The sequence below is a fragment of the Aurantibacter aestuarii genome (assembly GCF_003008425.1).
GTDB classification, from domain to species: domain Bacteria; phylum Bacteroidota; class Bacteroidia; order Flavobacteriales; family Flavobacteriaceae; genus Aurantibacter; species Aurantibacter aestuarii.
Window position 1 is genome coordinate 867,849 of the sequence record NZ_PXOQ01000007.1, and the last position, 25,913, is coordinate 893,761.

Sequence of the window (25,913 nt, forward strand, 5' to 3'; positions counted from 1 at the left end):
AAATTAAAAACCTGGGTTTTGTTGTAAATTAGGATTTGAGTTTAATGCAGATACTGGGATTGGAAATAATTTGTAAGCTTCTGGAATTGCTGTCCCATTAAATGTACCGCCTTTCCAAGACCAGATGTAACTTCCGCCAGTAAACCTATTAAAACGAATAAGATCTGTACGTCTGTGACCTTCTAGATTTAACTCTCTTGCTCTTTCATCTATAATAAAGTCTAAAGTTAATTCTCCACTCGTTATTGGTGTTGCTACAGACCTGTTTCGAACTAAATTTACATAGTTTAAAGCATCTCCGATAGATGCGTTTGTAGCGCCTCTTAGAGCGCACTCTGCATACATTAAATAAGCATCTGCAAGTCTATATAAAGGAAAGTCTGTTCCAGAAAATTCTGAAGGAGAAATAGTTGTGTTTGCACCCGTATTTCTAAATTTAGTTGAAGGAAAACCATCTGTCCACTCTCTATAATCATTCATTTCGAAATTGTGACCGTCCGTCCAAAATAATCCAGCACGTCTATCTGTAGCATTAGCAAGATCCGCAGCGCTATTTCCAAATAAACCATACCAAGATTTTGTTGCTCTATGACCAGCCCATGCAAATACACCACCTAAATTTCCAAAATCCAAAGTGGGCATTGTAGCACTATTCATATTCCCGTTTACAATGTAAGTCGTGTTACCATAACTTTGGTTGCTTACTGGGTCTGCTAGGATTGGAAATATAATTTCAGGAGAGCTATCATTATCTCCAGAAAAAAGGTGTACAAAATTAGGGTCTAAAGTATATCCGCCTTCACCAATTACTTTATTAAGTTGGGTGACAGCATCATTATATCTTGGCACTCCTATATAAACTTCAGCATTAATATAAAGTTTTGCAAGTAACATATTGGCAACAAATCTGTTAACTCGGCCATAGCCAATTCTGTCAGGTAAAATGGTTTCAATTTCTAAAAGTTCAGCTTCAACATAATTAAATAATTCCGAACGTGAAGATTCTGGTAATGGCGTAGATTGTCCTAGATTTTCTTCAGTTGCTAAAACACCTTTTCCGAAAGTATCTATAAGATAGAAATAAGACAAGGCTCTTAAAAGGCGAGCTTCAGATTTGATAACCTCACTATTTTCAAAATCGTTATTATTTAAAATACTAATTAAGTTGTTACATTGCGGTATAGTAAAATATGCTCTATCATAAAATAAGCGAAAAAACTTATTATTATCTGTCCAGTTAGTAGTTGTTGTTAGAGGATCCAATCCTCCATCTCCCCATCTGTTTTTCATACCATCGGCTGTGAAATCTTGTAGGTTAATAATAGCTCTTAAAAATCCAGACTCTCCTGCGTCTTGAGCTGTAATATCTGCACTTCCAGGTCCATCTGTTCCTGTTAAAGCATAAGACGCATAAAGCTTGGCTAAAATTCCTTCTACTGCATTAGGGTCTGAGTCTAATAAATCTTCTAGAGAAAGATTAACTTTCGGTTTTGTTTCTAAATCATTAACGCAAGAGCTACCCGAAATAAGTATAATACTTGCAATGATTAAAGTTATTTTTTTCATAGTTAATTATTTTTAAAAATCAAGATTTAATCCAAAAGTGAAAGATCGAGGTCTTGGGTAAAAAGCACCATCAATACCTCCAAAATTTTCGGGATCTTGTCCTGTGTAATCTGTTATTATAAAAGCATTACTAACGGCTGCATAAAAACGAACACTTCCATTTTTTATCATATTATCAAAACGTTTTCCTAAAGTGATATTATCGCATCTTAAAAAAGTTGCATCTTCTAGGAAAAAGTCTGAGTAAACCACATTTTGATTAGAATAATCTGTAAATGCTGGGTTTGCTGCTCCGGTATAAAAATTAAGTACGTTGGTTAAACTACTTGCGTTTTGAGGAATTGCACTTTCTGTGAATCCGTAATTTAATTTGGTTTGATTGTATACATGTCCACCCACTTGACCTCTAAAACTTGAAGATAAATCCCATGTTTTATAAGTGAAATTCATACCAAAACCATAGGTCCAGTTAGGAGCTATTTGTTCAAAATAACGATCGTCATTATCGATAACATTATCTCCGTTTAAATCTGCAAATGCACCTGGTATTGGGTTTCCTGCAACATCATAAACTTGTTTTAAGACCCATGCAGAACCTGCTTGTAAACCAACTTTATGATACAGAAGCGTGGTTCCAGTACCTCTCACATTTCCTCCTGCCTCTAATAAATCGGCACCTTCTAAATCTGTAATTTCGGTTTTATTATAACCTATATTTCCATTAAAACTTAATTCCACATGTTCTGTTACAACAGGTCTTAAGTTTAAATTTAACTCAAAACCTTTACTCTCACTACTTCCAATATTATCAATAAATTCATTAGTTAGACCTTGACCAGCTGGAACCGGAGCTTTAGCTAATAAATCGGTTGTTTCTCTTTGGTAGATATCAAAAGCACCATTTATAAATCCGTTTTTAAAGAAACTAAAATCTAAACCAGCATTATAAGTTGTTGTTTTTTCCCAAGTCAGATCTGGGTTAAATGGTAATGCAGCATAAAGTGACGAATTTGGAAAATATTGACTATTGGCGTTTCCTGCTTGAAAAAATGGAGTAGAAGGATAAAAACCTACTGCACCAGTTATATCGTTTTGTCCTGTTTGTCCAATTCCAAGTCTAAGCTTTAAGTCATTAACAGTACTGCTGTTTTTTAAAAAGGGTTCTTCATTAACTTTCCAAGCTAATGCAGCTGCTGGGAAAAAGCCCCAAACATCGCTATCCCAAATATCATCACTTACAAATAAAGAAGAGGCATCGGCTCTTAAAGAGAACGTTAATAAGTATTTGTTATTTAAATTAACATTAGAACGTGCAAAAAATGATTGTAGATTGTACTCGTTAAAATATCTGTTATTTGGATTATCGGGATTTATAGTCTCTTCACGTATCCCGGTATCTACATTGTAATTAAAAATTTGGCGATTACCATCATTCTTAAAATTCTGGTAGGAGTAGCCTATCTGTACATCAAAATTGTTTAAAAAGCCAGTCTCAAATTCTTTTCTATATTGTGTATATAAGTCAAACGTTGTATTTGTTATGGTTTGAAACTCTCTGTAATTTGTACCAGGATTAAACACAAAGTTTGTGTCTATATCACTGTTATTTTGGTCAAATCTGTAAGTCTGCACAGCATTGTCGCTGTAGCGTTCTTCAATTCTAGATTTAGAGGCATCTAAACCTATGTTTGTAACAATTTTTAAGTCTGGAAAAAATGGTAGAGTATAATCTAATTCGATATTTCCTAAAAATCGTTTAACTGTTTCGGGACGTTCTCTTTGTTCTGCTAGAGAAAGCGGATTAATTTGTCCATCGGTAATTAAATTATTTCCCTCTACAATTGTATTTTGAAAATAACCACCAAATCTATTGTCTGGTGCATTATTGTAAATAGGCTGTGTTGGGTTAAACCCTATGGCATTACCTAAAATTCCACCTGCATCAATAGCATTTTTTTCAGCATATACAACTTTAGAATTTAAGTTAACTTTAAGGTTATTATCTAAAAACTTAGGAGACATATTTAAAGATCCTGTAAATCTTTCGTAATCATCCTCTATAACAATACCTTTAGCATTAGTATATCCTACAGACATTCTTGTAGGTAATTTGTCAAAAAGAAAAGCGTTTACACCAAAATTAGTATTCGAAGTAATAGCGGTTCTAAGAATGTTTTCTCTCCAATCTGTATCATAAATAGCTCTTTCTCCAGATGGTGTTGAGATGATTTGAGCAATTTCTTCAGAAGTTTGAACACTTCCAACAGGGACACCTAAAAGTTCTGCTTTAGTTGGAAAGTATTGGTTAATAAACTGCACATAAGTAGCACTATCCATTATATCTAAATCATTTCCCCCAGTATTTACTGTAGTATCTGTTGAGAAATTATATTTTGGAGCTCCACTAGTTCCTCTTTTAGTGGTAATAATAATAACACCATTTGATGCTCTAGCCCCATATATTGCTGTAGCAGAAGCATCTTTAAGTATAGTAAAGCTTTCAACATCGTTAGGGTTAACTAAACTTAAAGGGTTTGAGTTTCCTGCAGGATTTTGGTTTCCAAGAGGGACACCATCAATAACAATTAATGGACTATTACTTGCATTAAGAGAAGCACTACCTCTTATTCTAATATTTGGATTGGAGTCAGGAGAACCTCCATCATTTGTAATTCTAACACCAGCTGCTTTACCTTGTAAAAGCTGATCTGTAGAAACAATATTACCTTTATTAAAGTCTTTAGAGGTCACTAAGTCTACAGAACCTGTTAAGTCTTCTTTTTTTACAGAGCCGTAACCAATGATAACGACTTCGTCCAACTGAGCACTATCTTCTGCTAAGGCTACATTGATAGTTTTTTGATTGGTATATGGTATTTCTTGAGTAACAAAACCTACATAAGAAAAAACAATGACATCCCCGGGATTAACTTGAAGGCTATAATTACCATCAAAATCTGCAGAAGTTCCCGTAGATGAATTTTTAATTATAATATTTACCCCTGGAAGTGGTAATCCGGAGGCCTTTTCGGAAACATTTCCGGTAACTATGCTTTGTGCCATAAAAATGGTTGGTACAAGACACAGTATTAAGTACAATTTTTGAATAAAAACTTTCATGTAAATGCTTTTGATTTTTAAATAGATTGACCTTATTTTTACTTCTCAATGTTAAATCTATGTAAAATTTTTGTCTGGAAATTTTTTTGAAACTAACGAAAACGTTTTCGTGTTGACAACTTTATGTTAATTATTGATTTTTAGCCTGTTTTGATATATTCTATGTTATTTTTAGCCTAATATTTTATTAAATATTGTTTTTTAACCCCTTTTAATTATGAAAAAGAAAATTACACTAAAGTTAATAGCAAAAGAACTTAATGTTTCTATCTCTACGGTTTCAAAATCATTAAAAAACAGTAAAGAAATTAGTGAAGAAACGAGAGAGAAAGTTCAAGCTTTTGCTAAATTTTATAATTATAAACCAAACAATATTGCGTTAAGCCTTAAAAATAAAAAGACTAAAACAATAGGTGTAATTATTCCCGAGATAGTGCACTATTTTTTTTCCAAAGTCATTTTTGGAATAGAGCATATTGCTAATCAAAGAGGTTACAATGTAATTATTGGATTGTCTAATGAGTCGTTTTCTAAAGAGGTTTTAAATATGGAAATGCTAGCAAATGGAAGTATTGATGGGTTTATATTATCTATTTCCAAAGAAACTTTAGAAAAACGTGATTTTCATCATTTTAACGAAACGATTGCGCAAGGTATGCCTATTGTTATGTTTGATCGCGTTGAAGACTCAATTAAATGTGATAAAGTTATTGTAGACGATTTGTTAGGTTCAAAAAAGGCAGTAGAAAAATTAATTAATTCTGGTTGTAATCACATTGCGATTGTAACAACAAAAGACTTTGTAAATGTTGGAGCGCTAAGAACTAAGGGCTATATTTTAGCATTAGAAGAAAACAAAAAAGCCTTAAATGATTCCTTAATTTTAAAAGTCGAAGACTCAGAGCTTATAGATGATAATTTGACTCAATTAGAACAAGATATTGAGCACATGCTTATCTCTAACCCAGAAATAGATGGTGTTTTTGCAGTAAATGAAATTTATGCACTAACCGTTATGAAAGTCGCAAGAAAACTTAAAAAGCGAATTCCAGAAGACTTACAAGTTATAGGATTCTCGGATGGAGTTCTCTCTCAAAATGCTGTGCCTACCTTAACCTCTGTATCTCAACATGCCCAGAAAATTGGGGAGCGAGCGGCTGAGTTGCTTATAAATCGTTTAGAACTAGAGGATTATGAAGAGGAAGAAATGGAGCTGGAACGTTACGAAACAGAGGTTATTGAAACAGAACTTATTGAACGAGAATCAACAAAATAAAAAAAAAGCAATGCAGATTTAAAATCTTTTATATCTTTACGCACTAGTCAAAACTTATTTTTACTTCTCAATTAATTTAAGTTTTGATAAGATTATAGCTTATCAAAATAGTATTCATTTAAAATATACTATTTATGAAAAAGCGTGTATTGGGGTTTTGGGAAATTTGGAACATGAGTTTCGGCTTTCTTGGAATTCAATTCGGATTTGCTTTACAAGGAGGCTTTATGTCTCGAATATTTCAAACACTTGGAGCAGGCAAAGACGATATTCCGTTTTTATGGATTGCAGCGCCACTTACCGGATTACTTGTACAGCCAATTATTGGTTATTTAAGTGATAAAACTTGGAGTGATAAATGGGGCAGACGACGCCCGTATTTTCTTATTGGAGCTATTTTAAGTTCTATTGCTCTATTTTTTGTGCCATATTCTCCAACTTTATGGATGGCAGCAGGATTTTTATGGATTTTAGATGCCTCAATTAATTTGTCCATGGAGCCTTTCCGGGCATTGGTAGCAGATAAACTTCCCGAGTCACAACGGTCCTACGGGTTCGTAGTTCAAACCTTAATTATTGGAATTGGTACTTGGGTAGCTAGTAACTTACCGTGGTTAGTTTCAAAATTGGGTGTTAGTGATGCTGCAGAGTTAGGCGTTATTCCAGCTTCAGTAAAAATTGCATTTGCAATTGGTGCTTTTGTATTTCTAATTAGCATTTTATACACCGTTTTTACAACAACTGAATATCCACCTGAAGATATGGAAGCTTTTCGAGAAGAAAAGAAACAAAAAAACAACTTTATACCAGATATTCTTAACAACATTGGTTCTATGCCCAAAACCATGAAAAAGCTTGGTGTTATTCAATTTTTTTCTTGGTTTGCTTTTTTTACCATGTGGAGTCTTGCAAATCCTGCATTAACAGAGCATGTATATAAAACACCCGCACCAGCAAAAGCAGAATTTGATTTAACTATAACTGCTCAAGCCGAAAAGTTTGATGTTCAAAATACAGCTTTTCAAAAATCATCAAATGAGGTTGGTTCTGCTATGGGTGTTTATGGACTCTCTTCTATGGCATTTGCATTACTATTAGTTGTTTATACTTCAAAAAGACGTATTAATAGAAAATACGTTCATATGGTGTCACTTATACTTGGAGGTGTAGGTTTTCTTGCTATGTATTTTTGTAATCCTTCACAACTTAAATATTGTTTTATACTAATTGGTATTTCATGGGGAAGTATTCTCTCTATGCCTTATGCCATGTTATCTAGTGCTGTAGACCCTAAAAAAATGGGAGTCATTATGGGCATATTTAACATGTTTATTGTAATTCCTCAAATTATAGCGGCTCTCGGTGGGATTAATGCTTTAATGAGTTTATTTGGAGAAGAATCTATATATGCTATGACTATTGCTGGCATAAGCTTAATTATTGCGGGACTGTGTAATTTTTTGATTACAGATAAAAACGCAATTAGTTATCAACCCGCACAAGAAATTATTTAATATGAATGGATTTATTTTTGATTTAGATGGAGTAATTGTAGATACTGCAAAATACCACTATTTAGCTTGGAAAAATTTGGCAAATAGTATTGATATAGAGTTTACAGAACTTCAAAATGAAGAACTAAAAGGGGTAAGCCGTGTAAAATCCTTAGAGAAAATTTTAGCTTGGGGAAACAAAACGATTTCTGAAACCGAATTTGAAGCACTCATGAAAAAGAAAAATGAGGAATATTTAAATTATATCTCAACAATGACGAGCAGTGAAATTCTACCAGGAGTACAAGCATTTCTAGAGACTATCAAAGAGGCAAATAAACCAATCGCACTCGGATCTGCAAGTAAAAATGCACGTTATATTCTGGATCGTGTAGAGCTTAGACCATATTTTGATGCTATTGTAGATGGAAACGATGTGTCTACAGCAAAACCAAACCCAGAAGTATTTATAAAGGCAGCCCAAACTATTAATTGCCAGGCAAAAGAATGTGTTGTTTTTGAAGACTCTGTTTCTGGAATACAAGCTGCAAATACTGCACAAATGTATGCTGTAGGTATTGGAGAACAACATATACTATTTGAAGCACAAATTGTATTTAATGATTTTAAGAGTATGCCTTCAAATTTTATAACCGAATTAATTAAAAAGTAAAGTGTCATGAAAAACGCATAAACCGTTTTTCAACAAAATAATATATTATGAATCAAGATTATATCATACCTAACGAGTGGTCCATTATAGAAGAAGGATTTCATAAAGATCGTGTAAAATCTTCTGAAAGTTTATTTAGTATAGGTAATGGAGCAATGGGGCAAAGAGCCAATTTTGAAGAAGATTATTCTGGACCATCTTTTCAAGGAAGTTATATTGCAGGAGTTTACTATCCAGACAAAACTCGTGTGGGTTGGTGGAAAAATGGATATCCTAATTATTTTGCTAAAGTATTAAATGCTCCAAATTGGATAGGACTTTCTGTTTCTTTAAATGGAGAAGTTTTAGATTTAAATTCCTGTAAAAAAGTTGTGGATTTTAAAAGGGAATTAAATATGAAAGAAGGCTGGCTTTCACGTTCATTCATTGCTTTTTTAAATAATGGATTAGAAGTAAAAGTGGAGTCTAAACGTTTTTTAAGTTTAACACATGATGAAATTGGTGCCATTCAATATCAAATTACGCCATTAAATCAAACCGCTCAACTGGAATTGTCTTCCTACATTGATGCAGGTATTACCAACGAAGATACTAACTGGGAAGATAAATTTTGGGAAACATTGTCTGTAGAACATTTTGAAAACCAAGCGTTTATAGTTTCTAAAACAAATAAAACTGAATTTCATACCTGTACTTATAATAGTACTCAATTTCAAGTTAACGGACAAAAAACAAATCTTCCAGCCTCAGTAAACAAAGAAGCACATAAAATTTCCTTAAATTATTCTTACACTATTGCTCAAAACTCCACTTTAAGTATAATTAAATTTGGTGGTTACGTTTCAGACCGAGCACATCATAGAAATGATTTAAAACATATTGCAAAACAAAATATTGAAATTGCTAATACATTGCAATTCACTGGACTTTTAGAAAAACAAGTACAAGCTTGGTCTAAAATTTGGGAAATGGCAGATATTACCATATCTGGAGATGTTAAGGCTCAACAAGGTATCCGTTTTAATATATTCCAATTAAATCAAACGTATTTAGGAAAAGATGCCTCTCTAAACATAGGTCCTAAAGGATTTACAGGAGAAAAATATGGAGGAAGTACTTATTGGGATACTGAAGCTTATTGTATACCATTTTATATGGCGACCAAAAATGATGAGGTCGCAAAAAATTTATTGTACTACCGCTACAAACATTTGGAAAAAGCTATAGAAAATGCTCAAAAACTAGGGTTTAAAAATGGTGCAGCGCTTTACCCTATGGTAACCATGAATGGTGAAGAATGCCATAATGAATGGGAAATTACTTTTGAAGAAATTCATCGTAACGGAGCAATAGCATTCGCAATATATAATTATACGCGATATACAAACGATTATTCTTATTTAGCTCAAGCTGGAATTGAAGTTTTAATTGGTATAGCTCGTTTTTGGGAGCAGCGAGTTAATTTTTCAACTGAAAAAAATAAGTTTGTCATGTTAGGAGTCACGGGACCTAATGAATATGAAAATAATATCAATAATAATTGGTACACAAACTACCTAGCAAAATGGTGTTTAGAATATACTTTAGAGCAATTAGATAAAATCGAATTAGAATATCCTAACAATTATAAAAATGTTGTTGCAAAAACACATCTTTTAGAAAATGAATTAAAACAATGGAAAACAGTTGCTGAGAATATGTATTTTCCATTTAGTGAAGAAAAAGGTGTTTACTTACAACAAGATGGTTTTTTAGACAAAGAATTGGTTACAGTAGATCAATTGCCAACATCTGAAAGACCTATTAACCAAAAATGGTCATGGGACAAAATTTTAAGATCGCCTTATATTAAACAAGCCGATGTGTTACAAGGATTTTACTTTTTTGAAGATCACTTTACTACCGAAGAATTAGAAAAACATTACAACTTTTACGAGCCCTTTACAGTCCATGAAAGTTCTTTATCGCCTTGTGTACATAGTATTTTAGCTGCTAAGTTAGATAAAATGGAACAGGCTTACACCTTTTATTTAAGAACATCTCGATTAGATTTAGACGATTATAACCATGAAGTTCATGAAGGGCTTCATATTACTAGTATGGCAGGAACTTGGATGAGTATTGTAGAAGGTTTTGGTGGAATGAGAGTTAAAAACAATCAGTTACATTTTGACCCAAAAATACCAAAAGAATGGGAAGCCTATTCTTTTAAAGTTAATTTTAGAAATGCTATTGTTAAGGTGGAAGTTAATCACTATGAACCTAAAATTAGTATAGAAGGCAATCAAAACATTGATGTTGTTGTAAATGGAAAAAAACAAAATAGTTTTACCGAACTTGTTTCAGCGTCTAAAAAATAATCAAATGAATAAAATTAAAGCTTTAATTATAATTCTATTAGTTTCAGTTTTTGGAAACGCTCAAGAATTTAAATCACCAAACGGAAATTTTTTAATGAAGTTTTCTTTATTAAGTGATGGAACTCCAACATACCAACTTTCTTACTTAAATAAAGAAGTTGTTAAAAGCAGCAAGTTAGGGTTAGAATTAAAAAATGATAAAAAATCACTTTTAAACGATTTTAAAGTGGTTAGTGCTACACCTTCAACATTCAATGAAACTTGGAATACAGTTTGGGGTGAAGAATCACAAATTCAAAACCACTACAATGAATTAGCTGTTCAATTAAAACAAAACGAAACAGAAAGAGAAATGATTATTCGTTTCCGTTTATTCAATGATGGTTTGGGGTTTCGATATGAATTTCCTCAACAAAAAAATCTGGCTTATTTTGTGATTAAAGAGGAAAGAACTGAGTTTGCCATGACTGGAGATCATACAGCATTTTGGATTCCTGGAGATTATGATACTCAAGAATACGATTATACCGAAAGTAAACTGTCAGAAATAAGAGGTCTATTTAAAAAAGCAGTAACAGGTAATGCTTCTCAAAAACAGTTTTCTAATACCGGGGTTCAAACCTCATTAATGATGAAAACTGCAGATGGAATTTACATTAATATTCACGAAGCAGCTCTAATAAATTATTCTTGCATGAGTTTAGATTTGAATGATAAAACTATGGTTTTTCAATCGCATTTAACTCCAGATGCAAAAGGAGATAAAGGTTATATGCAAGCCCCATGTACTTCTCCATGGAGAACACTAGTCATTAGTAACGATGCTAGAGATATTTTAGCTTCAAGAATGACGTTAAACTTAAACGAACCTTGTAAAATTGAAGACACTTCTTGGATAAAACCTATAAAATATGTTGGAGTTTGGTGGGAAATGATTACTGGAAAAAGTTCATGGTCTTACACTAATGATTTTCCATCTATTCAGTTAGGAATTACAGATTACTCAAAAGCAACACCAAATGGTACACACGGTGCAACGACTAAACACGTTAAAGAGCTTATAGATTTTGCAGCACTTCACGGATTTGATGCAGTTTTAGTAGAAGGTTGGAATGAAGGTTGGGAAGATTGGTTTGGTCAATCTAAAGATTATGTGTTTGATTTTGTAACACCTTATCCAGATTTTGATGTAAAAGAAATTCATGCTTATGCAAAATCAAAAGGTGTAAAAATGATGATGCATCATGAAACTTCAGGCTCAGCTAGAAATTATGAGCGTCATTTAGATAAAGCATTCCAATTTATGAATGAAAACGGCTATGATACTGTAAAAACAGGTTATGTAGGAAATATGTTGCCAAGAGGTGAACATCATTACAGCCAATGGATTTTAAATCATTATCAGTATGTAATTGAAAAAGCAGTTGATTATAAAATAATGATTAATGCTCACGAAGCTGTTCGTCCAACAGGAATTTGCAGAACTTATCCAAACATGATTGGAAACGAATCAGCTCGTGGAACAGAGTTCCAGGCATTTGGTGGTTCAAAACCAAATCATACTACAGTTTTACCTTTCACAAGATTAATGGGTGGACCAATGGATTATACACCAGGAATTTTTGAAATGGATATTTCTAAACTAAACCCAAACAACAATTCGCATGTAAATACAACTTTGTCAAACCAATTAGGTTTGTATGTTGTGATGTATTCTCCATTGCAAATGGCTGCCGATTTACCAGAAAACTATAACCGTTTTTTAGATGCATTTCAATTTATAAAAGATGTTCCCGTAGAATGGACTGAATCGAAATATTTAGAAGCAGAGCCAGGTTATTACATCACTATTGCAAGGAAAGATAAAAATTCAAACAATTGGTTTGTAGGAAATAACAATGGAGTTAACCCAAGAACATCAACAATTAGTTTAGATTTCCTAGATAAGGGTAAAAAATATGAAGCAACTATCTATGCTGATGCAAAAGATGCCGATTATAAAACAAACCCACAAGCTTATAAAATCACCAAACAGAAAGTAACCAATAAATCAAAATTAAAAATGACTTCTGCTTCAGCTGGTGGTTATGCAATAAGTATTGTTGAAGTAGAATAAATTTTTTGTCATGCCGAACTTATTTCAGCATCTAAATAATAAAACATGAAAAAACAAATAACAGTTTTATTCCTTTTAATAACAACTTTCACTTTTGCTCAAATCGACAAAATGGAACCACCATTTTGGTACGAAGGGATGAGCAAAAGTGAAGTCCAAGTATTATTTTACGGAAAAAATATAGCCAAAAATACAGTTTCCGTTTCAAATAATGTTGTAATTACAAACGTAGCAAAAACCGAAAATCCAAATTATATTTTCGTTACAATTGAAACTAAAAATGTTTCGGCTCAAAGTTTAAAATTCACTTTTAAAAATGGTAAAAAATCATTTGTAAAAGATTTTGAAATTAAAAAAAGAAGAGAAAATTCTGCCAACAGAAAAAGTTTTGATACTTCAGATGTGATGTATTTATTAATGCCAGATCGTTTTGCTAATGGAAATGACTCCAACGATTCTTCTCCAAATCTTCAAGAAAAAGCCAACAGAAGTTTGCCAGGTGGAAGACACGGTGGTGATATAGAAGGAATTATTAAAAATTTAGATTATATACAAGAATTAGGCGCAACAGCAATTTGGTCAACACCGCTTTGTGAAGATAATGACAAAGATTATTCATATCATACTTATGGTCAATCGGATGTATATCAAATAGATGCTCGTTATGGAACCAATGAAGATTACAAACGTTTAGCTGCTGAAATGCATAAACGGGATATGAAGTTAATTATGGATTATGTTACCAATCATTGGGGCGCAGAGCATTGGATGTTTAAAGATATGCCAACATACGATTGGTTTCATCAATTTCCTGGTTATGCTCAAAGTAATTATCGAATGTCTACTCAATTCGATTCAAATGCTTCAAAACGAGATGCTAAGTATTGTATGGATGGTTGGTTTGTGCCAAGTATGCCCGATTTAAATCAATCCAACCCTTTAGTTTTAAACTATCTTATTCAAAATGCAATTTGGTGGATTGAATATGCCGATTTAGATGGTTTTCGTGTAGATACTTACTCTTATAATGATAAAGATAGCATTGCAAAGTGGACAAAAGCCATTATAGATGAATATCCCTTTTTTAACATAGTTGCAGAAGTTTGGATGCACGATCAAGCTCAAATTTCATATTGGCAAAAAAATAGTCCAATTGGCAAAATTCAAAGTTACAACTCATTTTGTCCTTCGGTAATGGATTTTACTTTACACGATGCATTTGGAAATGTCTTTAATGAAAACAATGCTGGTTGGAATGAAGGAGTCATAAAATTCTATGATAATTTTACCAACGATTTTTTGTATGCAAACCCAAGTAATCTATTAGTTTTTTTAGAAAATCATGATACTGGTAGATTTAATGAAATTTATAAAAACGATTTCAAAACGTACCAATTAGGAATGACTTTGTTGGCTACAACACGTGGTATACCTCAAATTTATTACGGTTCTGAAATAGGAATGGCAGGCGATAAAGGAAAAGGTGATGCAGACATTCGTCAAGATTTTCCAGGTGGTTGGAAAGGCGATTCTAATAATGCTTTTTCAAGTTTAGGAAGGACTTCAGTTCAAAAACAATATTTCGATTTTTCAAAAAAACTATTGAATTGGAGAAAAAACAAAGAAGTGATTCATACTGGAAAACTAACGCATTATATTCCTGAAAATAATGTCTATGTGTATTTCCGTCATAACGACACAGAGAGTGTGATGATCATTTTAAATAATTCTTTAGGTCATCAAAAAGTAAATTTAAATCGATTTCAAGAAAATATTAAAAATTATACTTCAGGAAGTGATATTCTTTCAAGTAAAACAATCGATTTAAAAGAAGAATTGTCAATAGAAGGAAAAACGAGTTTAATTTTAGAATTGAAATAATATCATGAGAAAAATACTTTTAGCTACTTTACTAATTACAATTTTATTTAGTTGTAAAAAAGAAGCGGTTTCACCAAAGGACACTTCAGAAAAAATAATTCAGGTTAACGATTCACTTTTAGAAACAGCTGTAATTTATGAAGCCAATATTAGACAATATTCTAATGAGGGTACTTTTAATGCGTTTACAAAAGATATTCCGCAGCTTAAAGAACTTGGCGTTAAAATAATTTGGTTAATGCCTGTTTTTCCTATTAGCCAGACCAAGCGTAAAGCAACTGGAGGTGATTTTGCCAGTTTAATAGAAGATGAAGCGAAACTTGATAAAATGTTGGGAAGTTACTATGCGGTCTCAGATTTCAAAAAAATTAATCCAGAATTTGGTACTATAGAAGACTTTAGAAATTTAGTTAACGTAGCGCATCAAAATGATATGTTGGTCATTCTAGACTGGGTACCTAATCATACAGGCTGGGATCATACCTGGATAAAAAACCATCCAGAGTATTATACCAAAAATATTAAGGGTGAAATTACAGATCCCTTAAATGAAGATGGAACTCCTGTGGGCTGGGCAGATGTAGCCGATTTAAACTATGATAATGAAGGTTTAAGAAAAGAAATGATAAATGATATGTCCTATTGGATAAAAAATGAAGGTATTGATGGTTTTAGATGTGATGTTGCAGGTTCTGTGCCTACTAGTTTTTGGGAGCAAGCAATACCACAACTTAGAAAAGAAAAACCCATTTTTATGTTAGCAGAAGCATGGGAGCCGGAACTGTTAAAAGATAATTTGTTTGATATGGCTTATGCTTGGGATGGACATCATTTATTAAATAAATTGGCTAAAGGTGAAGCTAATGCAGCATCCTGGAAAACCTATATGGATAGCCTTAATGTTAAGTACGAAAAAGATGATATTTTAATGAATTTTGTAACTAATCATGATGAAAATTCTTGGAACGGAACAATAAAAGAACGTATGGGAGAAAATGGTATGGCTATGACGGCACTAAGTTATGCCGCTCCGGGAATGCCACTAATTTATTCTGGTCAGGAATATGGTTTAGATAAGCGTTTATTGTTTTTTGAAAAAGATAGTTTTCCGCACACAAAAGGTGACATGTGGAAACTATTACAAACTCTTGCAGAAATTAAACAGAATAATACAGCAATGTACGGTGGAAAAAACGCAAGTGCTTATGAAAACTTACTAGCAGATAACAAATCTATTTTAGCCTTTAAGCGTTATAACGGTTCAGATGAGGTTATTTATATTGCAAACTTAGGAAATAAAGAAGAAATTGTGAATTTAAATACTAAGCATCCATATAAAGATGTTATTTCTAAAAAAACTTTTACAGATTTAAATGAGATTAAGCTTGATAAAAACGAATTTATGCTGTTAGAAAAACTCTAACATTTAATTAAGTACTTTTATTAAATGTAAACTAGCGTTTCAATTTATTTGAAACGCTTTTTTATTTGCTTATTTTTATACTTATGAAAGATATTAATGATGGCTTTTATTTGCCTTTCAAAATTAAAATTGGATTTCAGGTTCTGTTAGATGTTTATAATCAGCTAACGCTTAATGACCACCAATTGCACAGAAAAAAGCAATTAGAGCATTTGGTAGAAACACATCCTGAGCTTATTGATGGGTTTTCTAATATTAATGATTTGGAACGGTTAAATGAGCCAATACAATATATCTTGGAAGATGTATTTAGTGATGTCCTTACTTTAAATGAAATTAAAACCGCTTCGGTTATTTTTCATAATAAAATATTTAAATCATCCCAGCGTTTCAAAAATATTATAAAAAATGCGGGAGATACATTTCAACTAAACATTGTTAATTTACCAGAAAATGATCAGTATATTCTTTCTTGTGCGATTATTTTAAACGAATATTATGGGTATCAAGTAAATTTTAAACGTCCGTTTTATTATGAAATTCCCGATAAAAATGGACTTAAAAGAACCTACAAAATTTTGTATAATGCCGATTTTGTAAACATTATTAAAACAGATGCGGCTCCAGAAATTTCAAGATTAGACTACGAGTATTTAATTGATAATTTTAATGATTTAGAAATCTGGCAAGAAAAATTCCCACCAAATAGTTATCTATTTTATGGGTTTGTCATTGGTAATATGGTAGATGTTACAGAAGATCAAGCCATATCCAACATTAAGGCTTCTTTAATAGCTAATAATAAACAGGAAAAAGATTTATTTATAAATAATTTTCAAGAGGTTTTTAAGAGTCTTTTAAATGTTAGCGATTTACAGGTTGGCTTTTCAATATTTAACAAAGAAGACACATCATTAATTAAAGTTTATGATGCGAAAATAAATAGCTTTTTGCTTCAAAAAGATGATTCTCAATGTTGCACTAGTCTCTTTTGTAGCCATTCATTTCACAGCCTAATAAAGGATAAAAACTATTATTCTATTTCAAATGTCTCAGATGCCTTTAGACTATCTTATGGAGACTCACCACAATTAAGTATTTTACATAGCCAAGGTATAGAAAGCGCTATATTTGCACCAATATCGCATGAAGGGCAATTGTTAGGTATATTAGAGCTAGTGTCTAAAAAACCATTTGAATTAAATAGTTTTAAAGCCTATAAGCTGGAAGATGTAATGCCATACATACGTTTAGCAGTAAAAAGATCACAAGAAGAAGAGCAAAATCAAATTCAAGCTATAATTCAAAAAGAATGTACTTCAATACACCCAAGTGTACAATGGAAATTTGAAAGCGCAGCTAGGCATTACATGTATGAGACTCAACATCACAATGTAAAAGCTCGTTTCAAAAAAATAAATTTTAAAAATGTATTTCCGCTTTTTGGACAATCAGATATTGTAGGATCTTCTAAAGAAAGAAATGAAGCAACAAAAAAAGATTTATTACTACAATTAAAACTCATTAAGCAAACTATAATTTTAATAGTAGAGATTGTAGAAAATTCAGCTTTAAAAAACACACTAAGTCAATTAAATCATTTTGAAAAAGAACTCAATGAAGATATTCAGGTAAATACAGAGCGGGATTTTCAATTATTTTTTAAAAATGAGATAGAACCGTTATTTGATAGTCAAAAAAATAATCATAAAAACACCACATCATATGTCGATAGATATTACGAAAAATTAGATCCAGAATTAAAAACAATTTATTATTACCGAAAGAATTTTGATGAGAGCGTTTCTGCAATAAACGAAGATATTACCAAGGTAATAGACATAAGGCAATTAGGCGCACAAAAAGATTATCCTCATTATTTTGACCGCTATAAAACCGATGGTGTAGAACATAATATGTATATAGGTGAAGCTATAACGAAAGAGGACTCTTTTAAAACAGAACATTTGTACAATCTTAGGTTATGGCAACTTCAAACCATGTGTGAGATTGAAACCACTATAGAAAAAAATAATGATGCGTACCCTATGGCACTACAAATAGCATCGATGATTTTAGTATTTAATCAACCCATATCTATAAATTTTAGATTTGATGAAAAACAATTTGATGTAGATGGTGCTTATAACGCCAGTTACGAAGTTGTAAAAAAACGAATTGATAAAGCTTGTATAAAAGGAACAGAAGAACGTGTCACTCAGGCAGGTAAAATATCAATAATGTATGCTCAAGATGATGACGCAGAAGAATATAAAAAATACATCAATTTCTTGCAGAGCAAATCATTTTTAAATAACGACCTTGAGTTTTTAGAGCTTGAAAACCTACAAGGGATAACTGGTCTAAAAGCACTTAGAGTAGGTGTAAATTACAAACTAAAAGTGCCTAAAAAATATTTTTCATATAACGACTTTCAAGAGCTCCATTAAATTGAAATTATTTTACAGGAGCAACCTGTTCAGTAGCATCTGGTTTTAAAACATCTTCAATATCTGCTGTAGGATGTGTTTTAACGGCATAAGCAAAAGCAAATAACGATGTGATTATTCCAACCATGAAAACCGTGTAGGTTACTCTTAAAATTCTGTACTTTCTGTCTAAAACCTTTCCTAGAAAATATAAATCTTTAGTTAATGAAGAGTAGATGTAATCCCTATCTTGTATCAATTCTGAAATGGCCCACTCATAATCCTCTAACTTCATTCTATGAAAATTACCGAAAAAGGTTAAGTTAACATCTTTATTTCTTACATCTTCTTTAGTAAATTCCCCACGCGTAACATTAGGCCTGGTTGCAATTATAGATAAAACCATAGATACAACGCAGAATAAAGTAAAAATAACAGTGGGTAAGGTTAAATATGGATTAGTATCTAGTTTAGATATTAAATTGGCTAAAACTACTGAAATGATTATGGCATTTACTGAAAGTAAAATATTTGCTTTTGTATCTGCAATATCACTTAGTTTAATGTGGTTTTTTAAAGTTATCCTATAAAAAGACTGAATACCTCTATCAGGACTTTCATCCTTATACTTTGTTTTTAATTTAGCTTTTATTTTTTCGGTTTCAATTTTAGATTTACGCTTTTTCTTAGTTTTAATGAGAGAGCCAAGATTTTTTTCTTTACGTTTTTCCCAATTTTTTAAGGCATAATCTGTATAAAATTGATGCTTGTTGGCAAGTACATCTATATTTTCTGTAAGCCATTCTGTAGGCGAATATTTTTTTATGTTTTGTATTTCTAGTTCTTTTCTTAAAAATTCGCTAGCCTCTTCAAAATATTTCTTCCCAAAATGAGAAGCATCTGCATCTCTTATTATCTTTTCTAATTCAGAATTTGGAGAATCTTTAAATTTTGTAGCCATAATACATTTGTTTATGGCTTCAATTTTATCTTCAGCAACATTTTGTGATTTTAAAAACTGAGTAGCAATTTTTACACTTTCCTCCTCGTGACCTTCTCGGCATTTTGTGTAACCCGTATCATGCAACCAAGACGCAAGAATAACGATTTCTGCATCATTAACATTAATTTTAGAATTTTCAATTATTTCTTTGGTACTTTTAACCACACGTTTAGTATGGGTGTAATTATGATAGATAAAAGAATTGTCAAGTTCATTCTTAAATAACTCAAAAACGAAATCTTCAGTTTTTTTTATTAGGTCAGTTTTCATAAGATAAATTTAAAGGATTGAAGTTAATAAATAAACTAACAGTAACCACGACTATGAGAAAAAATAACATAATTCTAACACTTCTAGCAGTGTTTTTATTTTCAGCATGTGCAACGTATAAGGAGCAATATAAAGATGAGGATAATAAAATAGAAAATCTACCAACAGATAAACCAATACAAACTTTTTATTTAATTGGAGATGCAGGAAAGTCTCCAGTAAATGGTATGTCTAAAGGCTTGACTATTTTAGACGAGCATATTAAAGATAAATCTACCAAAAAAGATTACATGATTTTTTTAGGAGACAACATCTATCCAGCTGGTTTGCCTAAGAAAGACGAAGCTGGCAGAGATAATGCAGTTAATGCATTAGAAGGTCAAATTAAGGCGACCAAAAACTTTAAAGGAGAAGTTGTTTTTATACCTGGTAATCACGATTGGTATTCTAACGGTTTGCAAGGTTTGGATCGAGAAGAAGATTATATAGACGATGCTCTTGGTAAAAACACGTTTCAACCTGAGAAAGGATGTCCTTTAGTTAGTTTGGACGTTAGTAAAGATGTACAGTTAATTATAATCGATTCTCAATGGTATCTAGAAGACTGGAATGAACATCCAACCATAAATGATGAATGCGAAATTAAAACGAGAGATCGTTTTTTTGAGGAGTTGGAAGGCGAATTGAAAAAAGCTCAAAATAAGACAGTCTTATTTGCAATGCATCATCCTATGAAGACTAATGGAGTTCATGGAGGTTTTTATGCAGCAAAAAAACATTTATATCCCTTACAGAAAAAAATTCCGATGCCAATATTAGCATCTTTAGTTACACAAATAAGAACGCAAGGAGGAGTTTCAATTCAAGACAGGTATAACGAACGTTATAATGAATTGATGAACCGTATTGAAACTATGGCGTTGGAATATAATAACGTCGTTTTTGCTTCAGGTCATGAACATACATTACAATACATTGAAGAAGAAGGTATAAAACAAATTGTTTCAGGATCTGGTGCTAAAGAGTCTTTTGCGGCATTGTCTAACAATGGTTTATTTAGTTCTGGTAAACAAGGGTTTGTAGAATTTAATATTTATAAAAACGGTGAGGCTTTTGTAAGTTATTATGCAGAAGTTGCGGGAAAAAAAGAGTTGCTTTTTCAAAAGAAAGTATTAGAAAGTAGAAAGACATTCGACTTGTCTACCCTAAACGATACTTTTCCTCAAAAAATAGAAGCCTCAGTTTATACTAAAAGTGAAACTGATAAGTCGAGTGTTTATGAATCTTTATTGGGTGATCGTTACAGAGAAATGTATAGTAAAAAAATTACAGTACCTGTAGCGACTTTAGATACACTTTATGGTGGATTAGAAATTGTTAGAAAAGGAGGCGGACATCAAACTAGATCATTACGACTAAAAACTAAAGATGGAAGAGAGTTAAATATGAGAGCACTGCGTAAAAGTGCAACACAATATTTACAGACCGTAGTCTTTAAAGAAAATTATATTGAAGATCAGTTTACACAAACAAAAGTAGAAGATTTGGTCTTAGATTTTTACACAGCAGCTCATCCTTATGCGTTTTTAGCAATACCAGATTTGTCTGATGCCGCTAAGGTTTACCACACCAACCCGAAGCTTTATTACATTCCAAAGCATAAATATTTAGGAGAATACAATGCTGAATATGGCGGCGAGCTTTATATGATAGAAGAGCGTCCAGAAGAAAACTATACTAACGAACGTAACTTTGGCTATGCAGACGATATCGAAAGTACTCATGATATTATAGAAAAAATACGTGAAGACGAAAAGTATAAAATTGATGAAAATTCTTATATAAGAGCGCGATTATTTGATATGCTAATTGGAGATTGGGACAGACATCAAGATCAATGGAGATGGGCTCAGTTTGACCAAAAGAATGGAGACAAACTTTTTAAACCCATCCCAAGAGATAGAGACCAAGTGTTTGCAAATTTTGATGGAGCATTGTTAGATATTTTAAGAGTAATTTCTGGTTCTACTAAGCAATTGCAAGTTTATGACGGCGAATTAAAAGACATTAAATGGATGAATTCTGCTGGTATTAAATTGGATAAAGTTTTAATTCAGCAGTCTGAAAAAGACGCATGGTTAAAACAAGCTAAATTTTTACAAGAAAATGTTACCGATGAAGTTATAGAAACCGCATTTTCAAAATTACCTGAAGGAGCACAAGATAAAAATATTGATGAAATTAAAGGATATTTAAAGGAACGTCGTTCTAATATGATAGATATTGCATCTAGATATTATAATTATTTAAATGAACTGGTTATTGTTACAGGTACAGATAAAGACGATTATTTTGAAATTACAAGATCAGGAAATAAAGAAACTAATATTAAAATATTTAGGATTAAAGATGGTAAAAAGGCAGACACGCTTTTAAACAGAACATTTAATAAAGAAATTACGAAAGAAATATGGGTCTATGGTTTAGATGATGATGATGTTTTTGAAGTAAAAGGTAATGCTAAAAATCCAATTTTCACTAGAATTATTGGAGGTCAGAATAATGATATCTATAAAATTAAAAACGGTAAGAGAACTCGAGTTTATGACCATAAATCTAAACCAAATACTATAGAAGAAAGTAAAGGAGGACAAATTGTTTTAACCGATATTTATAATAATAACTTGTTCGATTTTAATAAAGGGATTGTTAAAACAAATGTGATTGCACCAAGTGTCGGGTTTAATCCAGATGATGGAGTTAAATTAGGAATTTTTAATACGTATACGGTAAAAGGTTTTAAACGAAACCCATATTCTCAACAGCATAAGTTTAATGCAGGGTACTTTTTTGCCACACAAGGATTTAGTATTAATTACGATGGAGAATTTGCTAATATTATAAAAGACTGGAACTTTCATATTGGAGGTAAAATAACCAGTGCAAATTTTACAAATAACTTTTTCGGATTTGGTAATGAAACTGAAAATCCTTTAAATTTTGATGATGATTTAGATTTTGATTTTAACCGAGTTAAAATGAGTATTTATCACTTATCATTAGGTTTTGTTAGAAAAGGAGATTTTGGTAGTGATTTTGGTTTAAAAGTATTTGGAGAAGGTATTCAAATTGAAGATACCAACGATAGATTTATTAATCTTGTAGAACCAGATAATGATTCTGAGCTTTACGAAAGACGTTATTTCGCAGGAGCAGAAGCTAACTTTTTGTATGCAGGTTACGATAGTAAAATTAACCCTACAAGAGGTATGTTTTTTGAGCTTGAAATAGGTGGTAAAACAGAGCCAGAACGTACGGAAGGTACTTATGGTTATTTAAACTCAGATCTTACATTTTATAATGCTTTAGTAACCAATAGAAAATTAGTTTTAAAAACAAAATTAAACACTCAAATTAGAGTAGGAAATGAATATTTGTTTTACCAAGCGGCAAACATTGGAGGTAATAATGGTTTAAGAGGTTTTAGAACAGAGCGTTTTACAGGTCAGTACGGTTTAGTAGGTAATGCAGATGTACGATACAGTTTTGAACCTTTAAAAACAAAAACACTGCCATTACAGTTTGGGGTTTTTGCGGGAGGAGACGTTGGTCGTGTTTGGGTTAGAAGTGAAGAATCAGATAAATGGCACAACTCTTATGGTGGAGGTTTCTGGGTAACAGCAGCGGAGTCTCTAAGTGGAACGTTTAATTTATTCAACAGTGTCGATGGTTTAAGATTCTCCTTTGGTTTTGGAGTAAATTTTTAAGCATGTTAAAAATTGGACATAGAGGTGCAAAAGCTTACATAGCCGAAAACACTTTGGAATCTATAACGAAAGCATTTAGCTTAGGTGTTAATGCAATTGAAATAGATGTTCATAAATGTGCAACTGGAGAAATTGTGGTTTTTCATGATTTTACATTAAATAGAATGACAAATGGAAATGGAGAATTAGCTTCATTTCCATTTTCGTATTTAAAAACCCTTCGTGTAGATAATCAATTTTTAATACCAACATTGCAAGATGTGTTAGATGTAATCCCCGATAAAGGGTTAATTAATATAGAATTAAAAGGTAGAAGCACAGCAGCTGGAGTCGCTAAAATTATTGGAGATTATATCAAATCTGGTAGGTTAGATAATGAACAAATTATAGTTTCTAGTTTTCAAAAAACAGAACTTCAAGACATAGCTAAATTAAATCCAGAACTTCAACTAGCTGTTTTAACTCAAGCAAGTGTTACAGAAGCATTATCTTTCGCCAAAGAAATAAACGCTTTTGCCATACATCCAAATTACACTTTACTAACCAGAGCAAATGTTTTAAAAGCTAAAAACTTAGGTTTAAAAGTTATCACATGGACGGTAAATGATCCTAATGATATAGAAAACATCAAAGATTTAGAAGTTGACGGTATAATAAGCGACTATCCAGATAGATTATGAAAACTTATGATATTATAATTATTGGTGGAGGAGCTTCAGGCTTTTTTACTGCTATAAATACCGCACAAAATTTTCCACAATTAAAAATAGCTATTTTAGAACGCGGTAAAGACGTATTAGGAAAAGTAAAAATCTCTGGTGGTGGTAGGTGTAATGTAACCCATGCAGAGTTTATTCCTAAAGACTTAACCTATAATTATCCAAGAGGAGAAAAAGAACTTCTAGGACCATTTCATACATTTATGACAGGAGATACGATGTCTTGGTTTGAAGAGCGAGGAGTTGCACTTAAGATTGAAGAAGACGGAAGAATTTTCCCAGAATCAAATACTTCGCAAACCATTATAGATTGTTTTATTTCTGAAGCTGAAAAGTTTAATGTAGATATTTTAACCAACCAGTCGGTAACACTGTTTTCTCAGGTAGCTGATGGCTGGCAAGTTTCAACAAAAACGGATGAATTTTCATGTAATAAATTAGTTATGGCTACAGGAAGTAATCCTAAAATCTGGAATTTACTTAAAACTCAAGGTTACCAAATAGTACCACCAGTACCATCGCTATTTACCTTTAATTGTGATGATGTACGTATAAAAAATATACCAGGAGTGGTTGCTCAAGACGTTCAAGTAGAGGTATTGGGAACTAATTTATCATCTTCAGGGCCATTATTATTTACTCACTGGGGATTTAGTGCGCCTTCCATTTTAAAATTATCAGCCTATGGCGCTTTAGAACTTGCGGCAGTTAAGTATAAGTTTAACATAAAAATCAATTTTATAAACCAGACTTACCTGCAGACCTTAAATCAACTTATGAGCTTTAAACACGAGTTGGGAAAAAAAACCATTTTAAAATTTGCACAATTTGAGCTGCCAAAACGCTTATGGAAAACATTGGTCTTGCATGCTGAAATTGGAGAACTAGTAACTTGGGCAGATGTTAATAAAGCAGCTTTAGAAGCATTAGCACAACAGCTTACATCAGCTGTATTTCAAATAAATGGTAAAAGTACTTTTAAAGAAGAATTTGTTACAGCTGGTGGTATCGATTTAAAAGAGGTTAATTTTAAAACGTTTGAATCCAAGCAACATAAGAATCTTTATTTTGCAGGGGAAATATTAAACATAGATGGTGTAACCGGCGGATTTAATTTCCAGAATGCCTGGACCAGCGGTTTCATAATTGCAAAACAATTAGGTGAATAGTTAATTATTCAATATATCGGATACAATCCCAAGACATTTCAAAAGCATCATTAATTTGCTGCTCATCCATAACTAGTTCCTCTCGAAGTCTAATTTTAGAAATAGCAATTAAGTTTCCAAAACCCATTTGCATTAAAAGTTTAAGTTCAACATTTTTTAAATGCTTCTCGTTAATACCTTGCATCATGAATTCTTTTAACCCACGGTAATGCACTACATTTTTATCCACTTCCTCATTATCTATTACCGGAGGTATAGCGACATTGTCCATAAAGAAAAAAGCAGAAGGATTAGCAATAAAATAATTATAAAAATTTAACCATAATTGGTGATACTGCTCTTTGTAGGGTTTTGAAATGTCACGATTTAAAACAAGCATTTTAGCCAAATCTTGTACTATTATGGAGTACAGCTCTTTTACAATATCTTCTTTTGTGTCGTAATAGTGATATATAGTTCCTACGGCAACATTGGCTTCTTTTGCAACTTTTGAAATTGGTGTTGCATTTAATCCATTTTTCGCAGAAAGTTCAAGCATTGTTAATAATATTCGCTGCTTTTTGTCCATTTTTATTATGTAATTCTTATTGTTGGTGTGAATCTTATTGCAAAATTAATACTTTAAAATTAATTAAGCTGTAGTGTGAT

The 25,913-nt window shown here is 32.0% G+C and carries 15 protein-coding genes; 11 read left to right on the forward strand and 4 right to left on the reverse strand.

Annotation, left to right across the window (positions count from 1 at the left end; all coding sequences use genetic code 11):
- Positions 1 to 3 precede the first annotated feature (3 nt).
- Together C7H52_RS05055 and C7H52_RS05060 are read right to left on the reverse strand one after the other, a co-directional pair.
- Complete coding sequence (locus tag C7H52_RS05055; RefSeq protein WP_106462792.1) at positions 4 to 1,566, reverse strand: RagB/SusD family nutrient uptake outer membrane protein; 1,563 nt, start codon at positions 1,564 to 1,566, stop codon at positions 4 to 6.
- 12 nt (positions 1,567 to 1,578) lie between these two features.
- Positions 1,579 to 4,686, reverse strand: coding sequence for a SusC/RagA family TonB-linked outer membrane protein (locus C7H52_RS05060; protein ID WP_106462793.1), 3,108 nt, complete (start codon positions 4,684 to 4,686; stop codon positions 1,579 to 1,581).
- A gap of 217 nt (positions 4,687 to 4,903) precedes the next feature.
- Between C7H52_RS05060 and C7H52_RS05065 the strand changes: the two genes are divergently transcribed.
- The 8 genes from C7H52_RS05065 to C7H52_RS05100 all read left to right on the forward strand — a co-directional run bounded on the left by C7H52_RS05065 (position 4,904) and on the right by C7H52_RS05100 (position 18,358).
- Positions 4,904 to 5,962, forward strand: coding sequence for a LacI family DNA-binding transcriptional regulator (locus C7H52_RS05065; protein ID WP_106462794.1), 1,059 nt, complete (start codon positions 4,904 to 4,906; stop codon positions 5,960 to 5,962).
- Between the two features lie 134 nt (positions 5,963 to 6,096).
- Positions 6,097 to 7,476 (forward strand): MFS transporter, encoded by a 1,380-nt coding sequence (locus C7H52_RS05070; RefSeq protein WP_106462795.1) that lies wholly within the window; start codon positions 6,097 to 6,099, stop codon positions 7,474 to 7,476.
- Between the two features lies 1 nt (position 7,477).
- Positions 7,478 to 8,128 (forward strand): beta-phosphoglucomutase, encoded by a 651-nt coding sequence (pgmB, locus tag C7H52_RS05075; protein ID WP_106462796.1) that lies wholly within the window; start codon positions 7,478 to 7,480, stop codon positions 8,126 to 8,128.
- A gap of 47 nt (positions 8,129 to 8,175) precedes the next feature.
- Positions 8,176 to 10,488 (forward strand): glycoside hydrolase family 65 protein, encoded by a 2,313-nt coding sequence (locus tag C7H52_RS05080; protein ID WP_106462797.1) that lies wholly within the window; start codon positions 8,176 to 8,178, stop codon positions 10,486 to 10,488.
- A gap of 4 nt (positions 10,489 to 10,492) precedes the next feature.
- The gene (locus C7H52_RS05085) at positions 10,493 to 12,604 is read left to right on the forward strand and encodes a glycoside hydrolase family 97 protein (protein WP_106463079.1); all 2,112 of its coding nucleotides are present in this window, start codon (positions 10,493 to 10,495) and stop codon (positions 12,602 to 12,604) included.
- Positions 12,605 to 12,649: 45 nt separating this feature from the next.
- Positions 12,650 to 14,485: a glycoside hydrolase family 13 protein gene (locus tag C7H52_RS05090; protein ID WP_106462798.1), complete on the forward strand. Its 1,836-nt coding sequence runs from the start codon at positions 12,650 to 12,652 to the stop codon at positions 14,483 to 14,485.
- Between the two features lie 4 nt (positions 14,486 to 14,489).
- Positions 14,490 to 15,908 carry an alpha-amylase family glycosyl hydrolase gene (locus tag C7H52_RS05095; protein WP_106462799.1) on the forward strand — a complete coding sequence of 473 codons (1,419 nt, stop codon included), beginning with the start codon at positions 14,490 to 14,492 and terminating at the stop codon, positions 15,906 to 15,908.
- A gap of 83 nt (positions 15,909 to 15,991) precedes the next feature.
- A complete protein-coding gene (locus tag C7H52_RS05100) occupies positions 15,992 to 18,358 on the forward strand; it encodes a GAF domain-containing protein (RefSeq protein WP_106462800.1) in 2,367 nt (788 codons plus the stop codon).
- 7 nt (positions 18,359 to 18,365) lie between these two features.
- On the opposite strand, the gene C7H52_RS05105 is transcribed toward C7H52_RS05100, so the two are convergent.
- Positions 18,366 to 19,610: a Pycsar system effector family protein gene (locus C7H52_RS05105; protein ID WP_106462801.1), complete on the reverse strand. Its 1,245-nt coding sequence runs from the start codon at positions 19,608 to 19,610 to the stop codon at positions 18,366 to 18,368.
- Between the two features lie 53 nt (positions 19,611 to 19,663).
- Here C7H52_RS05105 and C7H52_RS05110 point away from each other — a divergent pair, with 53 nt between their 5' ends.
- The 3 genes from C7H52_RS05110 to C7H52_RS05120 are packed head-to-tail and all read left to right on the forward strand — an operon-like array spanning position 19,664 to position 25,265.
- Positions 19,664 to 23,377, forward strand: coding sequence for a metallophosphoesterase (locus tag C7H52_RS05110; protein WP_106462802.1), 3,714 nt, complete (start codon positions 19,664 to 19,666; stop codon positions 23,375 to 23,377).
- 2 nt (positions 23,378 to 23,379) lie between these two features.
- Complete coding sequence (locus tag C7H52_RS05115; RefSeq protein ID WP_106462803.1) at positions 23,380 to 24,057, forward strand: glycerophosphodiester phosphodiesterase; 678 nt, start codon at positions 23,380 to 23,382, stop codon at positions 24,055 to 24,057.
- Positions 24,054 to 25,265 carry a BaiN/RdsA family NAD(P)/FAD-dependent oxidoreductase gene (locus tag C7H52_RS05120; protein WP_106462804.1) on the forward strand — a complete coding sequence of 404 codons (1,212 nt, stop codon included), beginning with the start codon at positions 24,054 to 24,056 and terminating at the stop codon, positions 25,263 to 25,265. The genes C7H52_RS05115 and C7H52_RS05120 overlap by 4 nt, the downstream gene beginning before the upstream one ends.
- 4 nt (positions 25,266 to 25,269) lie before the next feature.
- On the opposite strand, the gene C7H52_RS05125 is transcribed toward C7H52_RS05120, so the two are convergent.
- On the reverse strand, positions 25,270 to 25,803 hold the full coding sequence (locus C7H52_RS05125) for a TetR/AcrR family transcriptional regulator (protein WP_181256206.1): 534 nt from the start codon (positions 25,801 to 25,803) through the stop codon (positions 25,270 to 25,272).
- Positions 25,804 to 25,913 lie beyond the last annotated feature (110 nt).